This is a genomic window from Micromonospora sp. KC721 (assembly GCF_004348355.1).
Taxonomy (GTDB): domain Bacteria; phylum Actinomycetota; class Actinomycetes; order Mycobacteriales; family Micromonosporaceae; genus Micromonospora.
The window spans coordinates 1-15,237 of sequence record NZ_SMJY01000152.1 but is presented as its reverse complement, the minus strand read 5'-3'; the positions used below and the strand labels follow the sequence as shown (position 1 = coordinate 15,237).

General features: G+C 72.5%; 15 protein-coding genes and 1 tRNA gene. 9 read left to right on the top strand and 7 right to left on the bottom strand.

Features of this window, described 5'->3' with window-relative positions:
• Positions 1 to 35: 35 nt before the first annotated feature.
• A complete protein-coding gene (locus E1182_RS22445) occupies positions 36 to 1,127 on the bottom strand; it encodes an ABC transporter ATP-binding protein (RefSeq protein ID WP_132268574.1) in 1,092 nt (363 codons plus the stop codon).
• A 369-nt stretch (positions 1,128 to 1,496) separates the two neighbouring features.
• Here E1182_RS22445 and E1182_RS22440 point away from each other — a divergent pair.
• From E1182_RS22440 to E1182_RS22415, 6 genes are all read left to right on the top strand, one after another.
• Positions 1,497 to 1,573, top strand: a tRNA-Thr gene (locus E1182_RS22440).
• An 84-nt stretch (positions 1,574 to 1,657) separates the two neighbouring features.
• Entirely contained in the window at positions 1,658 to 2,524 is an 867-nt protein-coding gene (locus E1182_RS32445) for an LPXTG cell wall anchor domain-containing protein (RefSeq protein ID WP_243706374.1), read from the top strand.
• Between the two features lie 181 nt (positions 2,525 to 2,705).
• Positions 2,706 to 3,107 carry a helix-turn-helix domain-containing protein gene (locus tag E1182_RS22430; RefSeq protein WP_132268571.1) on the top strand — a complete coding sequence of 134 codons (402 nt, stop codon included), beginning with the start codon at positions 2,706 to 2,708 and terminating at the stop codon, positions 3,105 to 3,107.
• A 35-nt stretch (positions 3,108 to 3,142) separates the two neighbouring features.
• Positions 3,143 to 3,598, top strand: a complete 456-nt coding sequence (locus E1182_RS22425; protein WP_132268569.1) for a VOC family protein — start codon at positions 3,143 to 3,145, stop codon at positions 3,596 to 3,598.
• 30 nt (positions 3,599 to 3,628) lie between these two features.
• Positions 3,629 to 4,243 carry a histidine phosphatase family protein gene (locus E1182_RS22420; RefSeq protein WP_132268567.1) on the top strand — a complete coding sequence of 205 codons (615 nt, stop codon included), beginning with the start codon at positions 3,629 to 3,631 and terminating at the stop codon, positions 4,241 to 4,243.
• A gap of 30 nt (positions 4,244 to 4,273) precedes the next feature.
• On the top strand, positions 4,274 to 4,690 hold the full coding sequence (locus E1182_RS22415) for an ASCH domain-containing protein (RefSeq protein WP_132268565.1): 417 nt from the start codon (positions 4,274 to 4,276) through the stop codon (positions 4,688 to 4,690).
• 4 nt (positions 4,691 to 4,694) lie between these two features.
• On the opposite strand, the gene E1182_RS22410 is transcribed toward E1182_RS22415, so the two are convergent.
• Positions 4,695 to 5,294: a hypothetical protein gene (locus E1182_RS22410; RefSeq protein ID WP_132268562.1), complete on the bottom strand. Its 600-nt coding sequence runs from the start codon at positions 5,292 to 5,294 to the stop codon at positions 4,695 to 4,697.
• 97 nt (positions 5,295 to 5,391) lie between these two features.
• Positions 5,392 to 5,913, bottom strand: coding sequence for a hypothetical protein (locus tag E1182_RS22405; protein ID WP_132268560.1), 522 nt, complete (start codon positions 5,911 to 5,913; stop codon positions 5,392 to 5,394).
• Between the two features lie 119 nt (positions 5,914 to 6,032).
• On the opposite strand from E1182_RS22405, the gene E1182_RS22400 reads away from it, so the two are divergent.
• Complete coding sequence (locus E1182_RS22400; RefSeq protein WP_165942688.1) at positions 6,033 to 8,408, top strand: M4 family metallopeptidase; 2,376 nt, start codon at positions 6,033 to 6,035, stop codon at positions 8,406 to 8,408.
• A 118-nt stretch (positions 8,409 to 8,526) separates the two neighbouring features.
• Positions 8,527 to 9,294 carry an enoyl-CoA hydratase/isomerase family protein gene (locus E1182_RS22395; protein ID WP_132268557.1) on the top strand — a complete coding sequence of 256 codons (768 nt, stop codon included), beginning with the start codon at positions 8,527 to 8,529 and terminating at the stop codon, positions 9,292 to 9,294.
• 90 nt (positions 9,295 to 9,384) lie between these two features.
• Here the strand turns inward: E1182_RS22395 and E1182_RS22390 are convergent, their stop codons facing one another.
• The 4 genes from E1182_RS22390 to E1182_RS22375 all read right to left on the bottom strand — a co-directional run bounded on the left by E1182_RS22390 (position 9,385) and on the right by E1182_RS22375 (position 13,411).
• On the bottom strand, positions 9,385 to 9,828 hold the full coding sequence (locus tag E1182_RS22390; protein ID WP_132268555.1) for an HNH endonuclease: 444 nt from the start codon (positions 9,826 to 9,828) through the stop codon (positions 9,385 to 9,387).
• A 224-nt stretch (positions 9,829 to 10,052) separates the two neighbouring features.
• Positions 10,053 to 11,219 (bottom strand): hypothetical protein, encoded by a 1,167-nt coding sequence (locus E1182_RS22385; protein ID WP_207921481.1) that lies wholly within the window; start codon positions 11,217 to 11,219, stop codon positions 10,053 to 10,055.
• A 138-nt stretch (positions 11,220 to 11,357) separates the two neighbouring features.
• Positions 11,358 to 12,884 carry an FAD-dependent oxidoreductase gene (locus E1182_RS22380; protein ID WP_132268553.1) on the bottom strand — a complete coding sequence of 509 codons (1,527 nt, stop codon included), beginning with the start codon at positions 12,882 to 12,884 and terminating at the stop codon, positions 11,358 to 11,360.
• Positions 12,885 to 12,907: 23 nt separating this feature from the next.
• The gene (locus E1182_RS22375; RefSeq protein ID WP_132268550.1) at positions 12,908 to 13,411 is read right to left on the bottom strand and encodes an MSMEG_6728 family protein; all 504 of its coding nucleotides are present in this window, start codon (positions 13,409 to 13,411) and stop codon (positions 12,908 to 12,910) included.
• A gap of 87 nt (positions 13,412 to 13,498) precedes the next feature.
• On the opposite strand from E1182_RS22375, the gene E1182_RS22370 reads away from it, so the two are divergent.
• Positions 13,499 to 15,237 (top strand): TrkA family potassium uptake protein (locus tag E1182_RS22370; protein ID WP_132268548.1); only part of this gene is annotated, 1,739 nt, incomplete at its 3' end.

Below are 15,237 nucleotides of genomic sequence, written 5' to 3'. Positions count from 1 at the left end.
GGCCCGCTTCGGCGGGCCGCCCCTTCCGTCGTATGTCAGATCCGCTTGCCGGTGGTGGCGTGGAAGACGTGGGTACGGCCGGTGCGCGGCTTGACGAACACGGTGTCACCCATGTTCGGCATGGTGCGCCGGTCGGTGCGGACCACGAAGCGCTCGTTGTGGCCCTCCAGCGCGGCGTGGCCGTAGACGTTGGCGTCCGAGCCGAGGTCCTCGACCAGCTCCACCACGACCGGCATACCGCCCTCGGTGGGGCTGACCAGGTCGCAGTCCTCCGGACGGAAGCCGACGGTGACCTTGCCGTCGCCGCCCTCGGCGCGGGCCGCCTCGGCCTGCTCGCGGGTCAGCGGGATGAGCAGCTCGGCGAACGCGGCGCCCTGCTCGGTCAGTGGCACGGTCTTGATGTTCATGGCGGGGGAGCCCATGAAGCCGGCGACGAAGACGTTGGCCGGGGTGTCGTAGAGGGCCCGTGGGGTGTCGACCTGCTGGAGGACACCGTCGAGCATGACCGCCACCCGGTGGCCCATGGTCATGGCCTCGACCTGGTCGTGGGTGACGTAGACCGTGGTGATGCCGAGCTTCGCCTGCAACGAGGCGATCTGGGTACGGGTCTGCACCCGGAGCTTGGCGTCGAGGTTGGACAGCGGCTCGTCCATGAGGAAGACCTGCGGCTCCCGGACGATCGCCCGGCCCATGGCGACCCGCTGGCGCTGACCACCGGAGAGCGCCTTCGGCTTGCGGCTGAGGTAGTCCTCCAGCTGGAGCAGCCCGGCCGCTTCCTTGACCCGCCGGTCGATCTCGGCCTTCGGCGTCTTGCGCAGCTTCAGCGCGAACGCCATGTTCTCGTACACCGACATGTGCGGGTAGAGGGCGTAGTTCTGGAAGACCATCGCGATGTCGCGGGCCTTGGGCGGCAGGTGGGTGACGTCCCGGTCGTCGATGTAGATCGCGCCGTCGTCGACGTCCTCCAGGCCGGCGAGCATCCGGAGGCTGGTGGACTTGCCGCAACCCGACGGGCCGACCAGGACGAGGAACTCCCCGTCACCGATCTCGAGGTCGAGCTGGTTGACCGCGGGGCGTTCGGTGCCGGGGTAGACCCGGGACGCCTTCGCGTAGGTGACCGTAGCCATGCTGGTGTGCTTCCTCTCACCGGCAGGAACGTGCCGGACGATCCGAGTGAAGGAGCCGCCGGCACCGTGCCGGTGCCGGTACACGGGACGCCACCTCCGTCCGACCGGAGCCGGCCGAGATGTCGTACGTGTCACTGCACGGTAAACGGGTTTTCCCACCCTGCCAAGACGTGAGAGCCCTGATGGGCCAACCGGGATGCCACATTCCGGTCAGTCAGGCACGCGGGGGCATCAATCCCCTCGGCCGATCGTTCACCGCAGCACGCATCCGTCGGTGAGGGCGTCGGCAAATTGACGTTTTGCATGCTGAAGACCCCCGCCGAGCGAGGATTTCCCGATGTCAGTCGCTATGCTGACCTCTGCGCACGCGCCCCTGTAGCTCAGCTGGCCAGAGCACTCGCCTTGTAAGCGAGATGTCGCCGGTTCGATCCCGGCCGGGGGCTCCAACTACATCGATCGATCCGACGGGCACCCGGCCGCAGGTGTTGATCTGTATCGTGTCGTGGCTACCTACCACGGGGGACCACGACATGACTCTGCGCCCGTACGCCCGGCTCGCCCTCGGGACCGCGATCCTCGGGGCCGGCATCGTCGCGGTGCCGGCCGCCGCCGTGGCGGCGCCCGCGCCGGAGAACGCGAGGCTCGCCGCCGTCACCGAGAAGGACCCGGACACCGGCCGGAACAAGAGGTACCTGGTCGGTCCGGACGAGGTCGCGCCCGTTGTGTTGGGCGTGACCAACGTCGGCGACAAGCCGGTTGCCGGCCTCGTCGTGCAGGTGCGGGTCTACAACGACCTCGACCTGGTCAAGCGCTACGACAACTGCTGGTACGCGGTCAACAGCAACCAGGACGCGGCCTGGTGCGAGTTCGCCGACGAACTCGACGTCGAGGCCACCCTCGCGTTGACCGCACCGATGGTGAAGACGGCACCCGGCGCGCGGGCCGACCGGCTCCCGGCCGTCGTGTTCCGCTGGGCCAGCAAGGAGTGGGCGGACGCCCAGGGCGGCGTGCGGGCCCTGGCCGAGCAGGACGCGGGGCTGGACACCGAGCCGGTGCGCGGCACCGAGGGCACCCTGCCGCTGGAGACCCGGTCGCTGCCGCTCACCGAGTCGAGGCACCCGCTCAACTTCGCCTACGTCGGGCTGATCACGCCGCAGTCGCCCGAGCCGACCGCGTCGCCATCGGCGGTGCCCACCGGCTCGCCGTCGGCCCCCTCCACCGCGAGCCCCAGCGCCAGCCCGGCCGCCCCCGGCAGCGGGAACGGTGGCGAGGGCGGTGGGCTGCCGTTGACCGGCGCGGGCACCGCGACCCTGGCGGCTGTCGGCGCGGGGCTGCTGCTTCTCGGCGGCGGGGGCTACCTCGTCGCCCGCCGGAGGCGGACCCGCTTCGTCGCCTGACGACCGCTACCGACGCGACCCCGGCCCCAGGTGATCCGGGTGGCCGGGGTCGCTGCGCGTGGCGGGGTGCGTCGCCGGCTCCGAACGGCGGGCCGCAGCGGTCCACGGCCTGGCACCCGTACGATGACGGTTCTCGACCTGGGAGCCGGTGCCCAGGTCGGCGAACGGATCCGGAGCCGCGGTGAGTCGCGCGACTGAGGAGTCCAACCGGGCGATGCTGCGGGCCCGGGACGCGATGGACCGCGCGTACGCGCAGCCGCTGGACATCCCGGCGCTGGCCCGCATCGCCTTGGTGTCCGAGGCCCACTTCATCCGCACCTTCCGCGCCACCTTCGGCGAGACCCCGCACCGCTACCTGCAACGCCGCCGGGTGGAACGGGCGATGTCGCTGTTGCTGGAGAGCGACCGGGACGTCACCGACATCTGCTACGCCGTCGGGTTCAGCAGCCTCGGCACGTTCAGCCGTACGTTCCGGCAGATCGTGGGCCAGTCACCCACCGGGTTCCGCCGTACCCGACGCCCCACGCCGGGCGTGCCGAGCTGCTTCACCAAAGCCTGGACCAGACCCAGCAGTTTTGGATAAGCAGCAGCTCAGCGCCGGTCCGTAGGGTCTACGGCATGACGATGAACGCGATCAGCCGGTCCCAGATCTACGTCCTCGACCAGGACGAGGCGCTCGACTTCTATGTCGGCAAGCTCGGCATGGAGGTCAACACCGACGCCGACCTCGGCTTCATGCGCTGGCTGACGGTGAACCTGCCCGGCGACCCGGAGCGGGAGATCCTGCTGGAGAAGCCGGGCCCGCCGGCGCTGGACCCGGCCACCGCCGAGCAGGTCCGTGAGCTGCTCACCAAGGGGGCGTTGGGCGGGACGCTCTTCATGACCACCGACGACGCGCACAAGACGTACGAGCAACTGGTCGGCAAGGGCGTGGAGATCACCGACGAGCCGACCGAGCGGTCGTACGGCATCGACTTCGGCATCCGCGACCCGTTCGGCAACAAGATCCGTATCGGCCAGATGTTCCCCCGGGACTCGGCTCCGCAGGGGACGGACCAGATCGGCTGCGGATAGCATCGCCTCTCCCGATCCGGTGAGGTGCCCATGGGCGTCCGCCTGCTCTACCTGGCCCGGCACGCCGAACAGGAGCACGCGGAGGTGGAGGCGCCGCAGGCCGGGCTCAGCGCGCGCGGCCGGCGGCAGGCGACGCTGCTCGGCGAACGGATGCGCGGCGTGCCGTTGCGCGTCGTCCACCACGGCCCGCTGCGCCGGGCCGTGGAGACCGCCGAACTGGTCGCCGGGTCACTGCCGGGTGTCCCGGTGTACGAGTCGGAGCTGGCCGGGGACCACCTTCCGCACGACACCGACGCGACCGGCCTGCCGCCGTCGTACGTGGACTTCCTGGCCGGTTTCTCCCCGGCGGAACGGGTGGACGGGCCTCGGGTGACGGCGGCGGCCGTCGCCCGGTTCGCCACCGCACCGGCCGACGGTGAGGTGCGCGAGCTGGTGGTGACCCACTCCTTCCTGATCGCCTGGCTGGTGCGACACGCCCTGCACGCGCCCGAGTGGCGCTGGCTCGGCTTCAACGCCCACAACGCCGGGTTGACGGTGATCCGCTACAGCTCGGCCGGGCCGCCCAGCCTGATCGCCGTCAACGACGTCGCCCACCTGCCCCCGGAACTGCGGGGGACCGGCCTGCCGGCGGACTACCGGATCTGACCCGGTCACCGTGGCGGCTACCGTCGAACAGTGACAGACGATCTTCCTCGCTGTGAGTTCGCCTTCCCCGGGCCGCTGCGCGACCGGTTGGTCGCCGCCGTGCTCTCCGGGGCCAAGACCGCCACCACGTCCCTGCTGCCCGACTACGAGGCTGACGGCGAGCCGTTGCCGGTGGTCGGTGCCCGGTCGGTGGTGGTGGACTCCGACGACCGCCCGGTCGCGGTGGTGGAGACGACCGAGGTCCGCATTGTTCGGCTCGGCGACGTCGACCTCGACCATGCCCGGGACGAGGGCGAGGGGTACGACTCGGTGGCCGCCTGGCGGGCCGGGCACGAGGCGTACTGGCACGGCCCGGACTACCGGCAGTGGCGGGGCGACCCGGAGTTCACCGTGGACGACGACATGCCGGTGGTGCTGGAACGCTTCCGGGTGGTCGAACGGCGGTGACCGGTCAACCGGTGGTGCCGTCGAGCCGGTCGCGGATCTCGAAGAACTCCGTGGTGAGTTCCAGCTGTCTGCGGGCGGAGATGAAGGCGACCACGCCGGCCGTCTGTGGGTCCGCCCAGCCGCAGACGGTCAGGTAGCGCTTGTTTTCGGTGCGTCCCCGGCCGCAGCGGGCCTCGCCGTTGAACCGGCCGTACTCCACGGTGCGGAAGGTGGTGACCGGGTACGGGCGCAGCACCCGGGTCAGGGTCGCGTCCAGGTCGGTGAACCTGCCGGACACCCCGCTGACCACGACCGCGTCGGCGGTCCGGGCCCGCCCCGTGTACGCCCCGTCGACGCTGCTGGTCACGTCGGCGGCGGATTCCCGCAACCGTTCCAGCGACGACCGGGAGACCCGGGTCAGCTCCGGCTTGGGGGATCGGGGCAGGCCCAGCACCGTCTCCGGCAGGGCCAACGTCCGGGCGGTCGTCGCCGTCGGGGCCGGTGTCGCCGCCGGTTGCCCGCCCACCCGGGCGCAGCCCGAGGTCAGCACCACGGCACTGGTGATCAGCAGCGTGGTGAGCAGGGCAAACAGCCCGGGTGGGCCGATGGGGCGACTTTTCGGCATGATGCTCCTCGACGGATCGGAGCGGTAGGTTACCCGGCAAACGTGACGATCATCTGTCCAGCCCGGAAAGCACCGCGTCGACCAGCGCCTCGGCTTCTCAGCCGGCGGCCCGCGGTGCCGGTGTGAAGCCCGTGACCGGTCCGTCGATCCCGGTCGCGGTGAACAGCAGGTACGCGATCGTGGCGGCGGCCGGCGGCGGCTGCGGACCGGTGGGGCAGTCGGTCCACGCGACGCTGCCCGCCGGGACGGTGAGCCGGTACCGGAAGGTGTCCGCGCAGCGGCCACCGGTGCTCGCCCCGCCGTCGCCGCTGGTGGCGTTCTCCGTCAACGCGCGGAGCTGGTCGAGACCGGCGGACGAGAGTCGACCCTTCCGAAGGGCGCCACCCCGGCCGGTGACCGTCCATTGCCCGTCCGATTCGACGGTCACCGTGTCGTCGCGGCCCGCCAGACCACCGGTGCGGGTCAGGACGACCCGGAAGTCGGCCCGGCCGGTGGCGCTGCTCGCCGTGCCCTCGGGGGTGGCGTCGGCCGACGGGGTGCCGGTCGGGGCGCTCGCGCAGCCGGTCAGCAGCCCGGCCAACACGGCGATCTTGACAATGGCCAGGGGGGATGATCTCATGCCGGTCGGACGCGCACCGTCGCCGTCGGGTTCCGTCAGCAGGACGCCCTCCCCCGTTCGGCCAGTGTCGGTGTCGACGAGCGCTACCCCGGTCACAGGTTTCCCTGCCAGGAGGGCACGTGAAAAGACCCCTTGCCGCCGTCGGCGCGATGCTGCTCACCGGCGGCATGCTGAGCTGCGTCGTCACCACAGCTCAGGCGGCACCCGCCCCCGCTCCGGCCCCCTCGTCCGCGGCCCGTGCCGCCACCGTGCTGCGCAGCAACCCCGGCGCCGTCCAGGGCACCGCCGCCGAGGCGTACCAGGCGGTCCGGACCAAGGTGGACGCGAACGGTGCGTCACACACCCGCTACACCCGCACCTACCGGGGGTTGCGCGTCAACGGCGGTGACTTCGTCGTCCACACCGCGCCCAACGGCATCTACGCCGGCTCCTCGGTGGGCCTGGCCGCTCCGCTCACCCTCTCCACCACCCCCCGGCTGACGGTGACCCGGGCCAGGGTGCTCGCCCGGCAGCAGTTCAAGGGCAAGTTGGAGCGCGTCGGCACCCCGGAACTCTTCGTGGACGCCAGCAGCGGCACGGGTCGCCTCGCCTACGAGACCGTCCTCACCGGCTGGCACACCGACGGCCAGACCCCGTCGCGCTTCCACGTCATCATCGACGCGATCAGCGGCAAGGTGATCGGCACCCACGACGAGATCGAGATGATCGCCGGCACCGGCCAGAGCCTCCACTCGGGCACGGTCGACATCGACACCACGGTCTCCGGCAGCCTGTACTCGATGGTCGACCCGGTACGCGGCAACGGCTCGACCTGCGACATGAACAACGGCACGTCGACCTGCACCACGTTCACCAACTCCGACAACACCTGGGGCGACACCAACCCCCGGCAGAAGGCGGCGGTCGACGCGCACTTCGGTGCGGCCAAGACGTTCGACTACTTCAAGAACGTGCACGGCCGCAACGGCATCTTCGGCGACGGCCGGGGCGTACCCAGCCGGGTGCACTACGGCAACAACTACAACAACGCCTTCTGGGACGGCGCCCGGATGACGTACGGCGACGGCGTCGGCAACGCCCGGCCGCTGGTGTCGCTCGACGTGGCCGCCCACGAGATGAGCCACGGCATCAGCGACAACGTGGTGCCCGGCGGGCTGCTCTACTCCGGTGAGTCCGGCGGCATCAACGAGGCCACCAGCGACATCTTCGGCACGATGGTGGAGTTCTACGCCAACACCGCCGCCGACCCGGCCGACTACCAGATCGGCGAGAAGCTCGACTTCAACGGCGACGGCACGCCGCTGCGCCACATGTACGACCCGGCGCTGGACGGCGCGTCCGACAGCTGCTGGAGCACCGGCACCAAGAACAAGGACGTGCACTACTCCTCCGGCGTGGCCAACCACTTCTTCTTCAACCTCGCCGAGGGCACCGGCGTCACCCCGTACGGCACCTCGCCGGTGTGCGGCTCCGCGCCGGCCGTGACCGGCGTCGGCCGGGCCAAGGCGGAGAAGATCTGGTACCGGGCGCTCGACGTGTACTTCACGTCGACCACCGCGTACGTCAACACCACCACCCCGTCGAACACCGCGCGGGCCTACACCCTGCGCGCCGCCACCGATCTGTACGGCAGCTGCTCCACCGAGTACCGGGCCGTGCAGGCGGCGTGGACCGCGGTGAACGTCGCGGGCACCGACGCGCCCTGCTCCAGCGGCAACGACTTCTCCGTCTCGCTCTCCCCGACCGCCGGCTCTCTCGATCCGGGCGGCTCGGTCAGCACCACCGTCGGCACCACCGTCACCAGCGGTAACGCGCAGACCGTGACGCTGTCGGCCCACGGCCTGCCGGCCGGTTCGTCCGCGTCGTTCAGCCCGTCGTCGGTCACCGCCGGCAACTCGTCGGTGCTCACCATCGCCACCACGACGAGCACTCCGCCCGGCACCTACCGGGTGAGCGTGACCGGCACCGGCTCCGCCACCCGGACGGCGACGTACACGCTGACCGTCAACGGGACCGGCAGCTGCGCCAGCCCCGGGCCGAAGCTCGACAACGGCGGCTTCGAGTCCGGCACCACCGGGTGGGCGCCCAGTTCGGGCGTGATCGGCACGTTCACCGGGCAACCAGCCCGCACCGGTACCCGCAACGCCTGGCTGAACGGGTACGGCAGCACCCGCACCGACACCCTCTCCCAGGCGGTGAGCCTGCCGGCCGGCTGCACGTCGTACCGGTTCAGCTTCTGGCTGCACATCGACTCGGCGGAGACCGCCGGCAGCGCGTACGACACGCTGAAGGTGCAGGTGGTCAACTCCGCCGGCAGGGTACTGACCACCCTGGCCAGCTACTCGAACCTGGACAAGGCCACCGGGTACGCGCCGAAGTCCTTCTCGCTGGCGCCGTACGCCGGCCAGACGGTCACGCTGAAGTTCGTCGGCGTGGAGGACAACTCGCGGCAGACGTCCTTCGTGGTCGACGACGCCGCGGTCGACGTCGCCTAGGCTGACCTGGTTGTCGACGGGCCCGGCGGCCACCCCTCGCGGGTGGCCGCCGGGCCCGCGCCGTTATGGTCGCCGCACGGGTCGGTGCGGACCGGCCGGTGCGGAAGGACGGTGGGCGGTGTCGGAGGCGGAGCTGACCGTTGAGGTGACCGGCGCGGTGGCGACGGTGACCATCCATCATCCGGCGCGGCGCAACGCGATGACGCCGGCCATGTGGCGGCAGCTACCGGTGCTGTTGGACGGCCTGGAGGCCGACCCGTCGGTGCGGGCGCTGGTGTTGACCGGGGCCGGCGGTACCTTCTGCGCCGGGGCCGACCTGGGTGATCTGGACGAACTGCTCGACGCGGGTGACCACAGCATCGCGGTGGCCGCCGAGGAACGGCTGGCCACTTTCGCCAAGCCGACCGTCGCCGCCGTACGCGGCGCCTGCGTCGGCGGAGGCTGCCAGCTCGCGGTCGCCTGCGACCTGCGGTTCGCCGCCGAGGACGCCCGGTTCGGCGTGCCACCGGCCCGGCTCGGGCTGGTCTACCCGGCGCCGACCACCCGCCGGCTCACCCGCCTGGTCGGCCCGTCGACCGCGAAGTTCCTGCTGTTCACCGCCGAGCTGATCGACGCCGAGCGGGCGCTGCGGGTCGGTCTCGTCGACGAGGTGCTGCCGGCCGACGCGTTCACCGCCCGGGTCGACGCCGTCACCGCCGCCATCGTCCAACGTTCCCAGCTCAGCGTCGTTGCGGCCAAGGAGATTGTCGACGAGCGGGCCGGTCCGGCCCGGGTCGCCTGGTGGCACCGGAAGGTGCGGGACAGCGGAGAGGCCCACGAGGGGGTCACCGCCCACCACGAACGGCGGACCCCGACCTTCACCTGGTCACCGTCGGACGGACGCTGACCGCCGGCCGACGTCGAACGGGTGGGGCCGGCGGGCGTCGCGCCGGAGGCGTACCTCCGACACGGCCCCCTGTGCCCGCCGGCCGGCCCGTCACCGCCCGGCCAGCGACGCCCAGCTTGGGACGACCGGCTCGCGCCGCAGCGGCATGCCCGCCTCGGTCGGCGTCCGGTCACCCTTGCGCTGGTTGCAGGCGTAGCAGGCGGCGGTCGTGTTGCGCCAGGTGTTCCGGCCGCCGCGCGAACGGGGCAGGACGTGGTCGATGGTGCTCGCCGGCCCGCCGCAGTACGCGCAGCACCGGGCGTCGCGCCGGAGCACACCGGCCCGGGACCAGGCCGGCCCGGCCGAGAACCGCCAGCGGGTCACGACGTACCGGACGAGGCGTACCACGCGGGGGACCGGGAAGACCCCGATCACCTGGTCCGGTTCGGCTTCGTGGATCTCGGCGACCCGGCGGCAGAGCATCCGGATCGCGTGCTGGACGGTGACCCGGTGCAGCGGGCCGAGGTCGGCGTTGATGACGAGGACGGCGTCCACCGGGCTCTCCCTTCATGATCGGCGGCGCACCGGGCCGGCCAGCGGAAAGCCGCCCGGTCCGGAAACGGGACGGGCGGCTGGGCGCGTGGGGTGCACGCGGCAGGCGGGTCACCCGTCCCGGGGACCATCGGCTCGGCAACCCTCGACGGGCAGCGCCGACCACGCGCACCCCAGGTGCGACAACGACATGGCGAGCTCCCGGCTGACTGGTTGACCTTGCGCGATCACGGTAGGTCGATCCCGGAGACGGGAGCAACGTATTTCGATCCCGGCTCCGTACGGTCGGGCTGTCGCTGTCGTGTGGTGCGCCGTGCGGCGCGCGCCGCCGCCAGCGGCCGGTTGATCCGCTCGGCCATCTGGGCGATCAGCTCGCTGTCCAGCAGCGGCCGGTTGACCTCGGCGGCGACGGAGAGCGCCGGCCCGGAGACCGAGCGCCAGATCGCGGTGAGTCCGGCGCCGAGGCCGACCAGCGCCACGGCCGCCCGGGTGGTGGGTGAGCCGGCCGCCGCTGCGGCGCTCACCCCGACGACCGCGCCGAGCACCACCAGCAGGGGTAGGAGCACCGGCCAGAAGATGCCCCGTGCCGCCTGGACCACGAGTTTCCGGTCCCGGATGATCAGGTTGCGGGCGACCACCGCCCAGTTCTCCTCGTCGAGCAGGTCCTTCGGGTGCAGTCCGCCGGTGAGCACGCCCCGCCACAGGTCACCCTGGTTGCGCAGCTCCCGGGCCAGCTCCGCGGTCCCGGGCTCGGCCGGGTCGCCGACGGCGGCCCGGGTGACCGCGGTGGCCCAGGTCCGCAGTGAGCGTCGCACCACCGCCGCCGAGTACGGCGGCAGCACGCTGGCCAGCTCGTCCAGCCAGCGGCTGATCTCGACGTGCCGGCCACCGAAGCGGTGCACCAGCCGGTCGGCGTCGCTCTGCCGTACGGTGTCGGCCAGCGAGCGACCCAACCGGTACGCCAGCCCCACCCGGTGGTTGGTGGCCATCGCCCAGCGCAGCACGTCCACGTTCAACTCGTCCAGGGCGAGCAGCAGCGGATCGCCACCGGCCCGGGCGCGGGCGGTGGCGGTGGACGGCCCGGGCCGGTCGGGGGCGGTCAGCTCGGCGATCTGGGCCAGGGCGACATCCACCCCGTCCAGGTACATCCGCATCCGGTGCCAGCCGGACATCTCGGTGAGGTTGGAGAGTTTGGCGGGGGCGGTGACCGGCGCGGCGTCCGGGCCGGTCAGGTCGGCGGTCTGCGCGTGGTGGTAGGCGTCGGCCATCCACCACCCCAGCCGCAGCGCGGTGACGATGCACGCCCGTTCGTCGCGGAGCAACCCGTACGCGTCGTCGCGCCTGTCCTCGGCGACGCCCGCGACCTCTTCGACGTACCGGTGCAGTGGCGACACCCTCGGCGACCTCCCGTGCCGGTCGCTGACCGGCTGTCGACGGACGTGAACCCAGCGTAGAACAGCAGATGGGAGGTTTTGTCCGGATTGGCGAACCGCTCCTTCGGCCGCCCCGGAACGGATCCTCAGGGTCGCCGGTCAAGGGCGGGCCAACAGGCCATGCGGGCGGACCGAACGGACCGGCTCGGCGGCGGCGCCCTCGGCCCGCAGGATGTGGTTGGCGGCGCTGATCCCGGTCGCCGCCGACCGCTCCATCAACGCACTGGGGAACTCGGTCCGGATGCCGTCGCCGGCCAGGTAAAGACCCTCGGCGTCGGTGCGTGTCCCCGGGCGGCCGGCGTGGCTGCCGGGGGCGAACGCCGGGGCCCGCGCCTCGACCCGGGCCCGCAACTCGCGGACCCGCAGGCCGGCGGCCTCCGGCCACAGCCGGCACAGCTCCACCCGCATCCGCTCGGCCAGCTCGCCGGCGGGCACGCCCGGCTCGCAGGCGTAGGCGTGCAACTCCACCACCGACCCGCCGGTCCGTTCCGCCCAGCGGCGGGACTCGTTCTCCAGCCGGTGGTAGAGAGCCACCGAGTCCAGCGTCGGCTGCCGGGACACCCCGCTGAACACCGCCCGGTCAGCGCGGACGTCCCCGTCCAGCCAGTACCGCGCCACCGCGTACGGCGGGCCGGCCTGGCCGAACGCCGGCATCCGTGCCACCAGCCGGGGTGCTTCCGCGACCAGGCCGGGGGAGGCGGCGACCAGCGCGGCGAGCGCGGGCGGATCGACGGCGAGCACCACGTGCCGGGCCGTGTACCGGCTACCGTCGGCGGCGGTCACCCGCCAGCCGTCGGGCTGCCGGTCCAGCCGGGCGGCGGCGACACCGGTGACCACCCGGCCGCCGTGCCGCGTCACGTGCCGGGCCAACGGCTGCCAGATCGCCGTCGCGTAGTCCTCGTCCGGGCAGTCGAACGCCAACCCCTCCGGATTGCCCAGCAGATAGAAATGGAACTGGGCGATCATCTCGGCGGCCGACATCGCCGTCTCGTGGTTGAAGAACGAGTGCGAGAAGACCTCGAACAGCATCGCCCGCGCCCGGTCCGGCAGCCTGAGCGAGGTGAGCAGCGCGTCGGCGGTGGTGTCGTCGAACTCGGCGTAGGTACCCGCCGGGTGGTAGCTGAGCAGCGGCAACGCCGCGTCCCGGTCCATCCGGCGCAGGTCGGCCAGGCGCAGACTGGGACTACGGGCCAGCAGGGCGAGCAGGTTCATCGGCGGAGCCGGCGGCAACCTGCCGAACTCCTCGGCCGGCCACCGCCCGCTCAGCACCGGGTACCCGGCGACCGGCTTGAGGAAGGCCAGCGCCGGATCGATCCGGCGCATGATCGACCGCCAGTTGTAGTACTGCCGGAAGAACGCGTGGAAACCGTGCTCGTTGACCTGGATGCCATCGGCGAGGACTTCCGGCCAGGCGCCGAGCCGGCCGCCGAGGGCCGGCGCAGCCTCCAGCACCGTCACCCGGATCCCGCGTTCGGCAAGCACCACCGCCGCCGACATACCGGCGATCCCACCGCCGACCACCAGGGCCGTGGTCGGTCGCGGCACCCGGGGAGCGCCACCGCCACCCGGGTCGACCAGGTGCTCGCGGACGCCGATGAGCCAGCCCACCACCTGCGACAAGGTCATGTGCCGGCCTGCCACGAAAGCCGTCAGCCGGTCCGTTCGGCGTCCGGCGGCAGCGCACAGCGCCGCTGCCGGTCCGAGGCGGGCCAGACGTACTCCAGGTCGGGTGGGACGTCGCCGAACAGCGGCCCGTAGTGCGCCGGATCCTTGCGCAGCAGCGACGAGCGGTGGCTGCGGTGCAGGTCCTCCCGGCCCAGCCAGGGCGGCAGCTCACCGGCCTCGGCCAGCTCCGCCTGACGGCGGACGGCGGTGAGGCCGCAGGCGCTCGCCAGTTCGCCGACCAAACTGCCGGCGCAGGTGTCCGCCCGACCCGGCTCGCACCACACGGCGCAGACGTCCAGCCCGTACCGGGTCAGCGCCTCCTCGTAGCCGGCCCACATGCGTACCGCCGGGTGGTGGCGCCAGCCGTAGTCCGGCCGGGTCAACCCGCGCAGCACCTGGAGGGTCTCCACCCGCTGCTTGCCCAGCCGCCGCTGGTCCAGCGTCCGGGCGCTGGCCAGGAAGTCGGGGTACGGGAGGAACGTCTGCACGGCGGTGCTCTACCCGCCGCCAGGCGTGACATGCCTGCATGATCGACGGGGCTGCGCGTACGGCGAGCGGCTGACTACCATCCGGGCATGGCGGAGCCCCAGCACGACCGCGCTCGCCGGCCCGCCGGACTGCGGCTGTGGCGCGGCAACGACCACCGCCGGCACTACGTGATCTGCGGTCAGGACCCGCTGTCGTACTGGGTGACCCGGGCGCTGCTCGCCCCGGAGTTGGCCGCCGGCCGGGTACGCATCACCCTGATCGTGCCGGAGCGTCGCCGCGGTGACGGGCCGGACGGCCGGGAACTGGAGGGCGTGCAGGTGGTCCGGGCCGATCGGCTGGACGAGGCGACGTTCCGCCGGGCCGGCCTGGCCGGAGCGGCCGGGCTCGCCCTGCTGCACCAGGACGACGTCGGCAACATGCACGCCGCGCTCTGCGCCCAGGAGGTGGAGCCCCGGCTTCGTCTGGTGGTCCGGATGTTCAACACCAGCCTCGCCAACGGCCTGCGGGAGCTCTTCCCCGACTCGGCGGTGCTCTCGGACGCCTCGATGGCCGCCCCGGCGTTCGTCGCCGCCGCGCTCGGCGAGGTCGCGCCCACCCACTTCCGGCACGCCGGCCGCACCCTCTACGTCGCCGAGCGCGACGACGTACGTTCGGCCGACGTGGTCTGCGGGTTGGCGGTCACCACCGACCCGGAACTGGTCCGGGTGCTGCCCGCCGACGAACACTCGGCCGACGTGGTGCTCGCCGAGGCGACCGGGCAGCCGGCCGGGACGGAGCTGGCCGCCCGCCGGCTGGTCCGCGCGCGTCGCCGGCGGCAGCCGCTGGCCGTGCTGCTGCGGGCGGTCCGCAGCTTCGCCACCCGCAAGATCGGCATCGCGGTGCTCCTGCTGCTGGCGGTGATCGCCGGGCTGGGCTGGCTGAACGCCCGCGCGACGGACGTGAGCTGGGCCGAGGCGATCTACCTGACCCTGGTCACCACGCTCAGCGGGCAGGACCCGGACGTCACCAAGCCGGCCGCCGCCCAGATCATGCAGGTGGTGCTCAACCTCGCCGGGCTGGCGCTGATCCCGCTGATCACCGCCGTGGTGGTGGACGGGATCGTCAACACCCGGCTGGCCCTGCACTCGGGCCGGATCCAACCGGAGCGCACCGGCCACGTCGTGGTGGTGGGGCTGGGCAACATCGGCACCCGGGTGATGGCCCAGCTGCGTGACTTCGGCGTCGAGGTGGTGGCGATCGACCGCAACGCCGACGCGCGCGGGGCGTCGCTGGCCCGGCGGCTGGGCGTACCGATGATCGTCGGTGACGCCGCCCGGGAGGAGACGCTGCGGTCCGCGTCGGTCGAACACTGCCAGGCACTGGTCGTGGTCTCCACCGACGACGGGGCCAACCTGCGCGCCGCGTTGACCGCCCGGGGTCTCAACCCGGAGCTGCGGATGGTGCTGCGGCTCTTCGACGGCGACTTCGCCGAGCGGATCCAGAAGGCGTTCGGTATCGGCATCTCGCGCAGCGTGTCGTACCTGGCCGCGCCCGCGTTCGCCGCCGCGCTGCTGGACCGGGCGGTGATCGCCACCATCCCGGTCGGCCGGCACGCGCTGCTGGTGGTCGAGGTGCCGGTGGTGGCCGGCGCCCCGTTGGACGGCAGCCCGCTGTCCGCCGTGGCCCGCCCCGGCGAGGTACGCCTGCTCGCCCACACGCCGGCCGGGCAGCGGACCGACTGGCGGATCGACCCGCGGATGGTGATCTCGGCCGGGGACCGGTTGACCGTGGTGGCCCGGCGGGCGGGGCTGTCCGCCCTGCTCCGCGAGACGACGCCGGCCCCGCC

Bases quoted from the DNA above. Each gene is read 5' to 3' on its own strand.
- E1182_RS22410 (WP_132268562.1), bottom strand. From the start codon at position 5,294: ATGCCGAAAAGTCGCCCCATCGGCCCACCCGGGCTGTTTGCCCTGCTC.
- E1182_RS22420 (WP_132268567.1), top strand. From the start codon at position 3,629: ATGGGCGTCCGCCTGCTCTACCTGGCCCGGCACGCCGAACAGGAGCAC.
- E1182_RS22380 (WP_132268553.1), bottom strand. From the start codon at position 12,884: ATGACCTTGTCGCAGGTGGTGGGCTGGCTCATCGGCGTCCGCGAGCAC.
- E1182_RS22405 (WP_132268560.1), bottom strand. From the start codon at position 5,913: ATGAGATCATCCCCCCTGGCCATTGTCAAGATCGCCGTGTTGGCCGGG.
- E1182_RS22445 (WP_132268574.1), bottom strand. From the start codon at position 1,127: ATGGCTACGGTCACCTACGCGAAGGCGTCCCGGGTCTACCCCGGCACC.
- E1182_RS32445 (WP_243706374.1), top strand. From the start codon at position 1,658: ATGACTCTGCGCCCGTACGCCCGGCTCGCCCTCGGGACCGCGATCCTC.
- E1182_RS22425 (WP_132268569.1), top strand. From the start codon at position 3,143: ATGACGATGAACGCGATCAGCCGGTCCCAGATCTACGTCCTCGACCAG.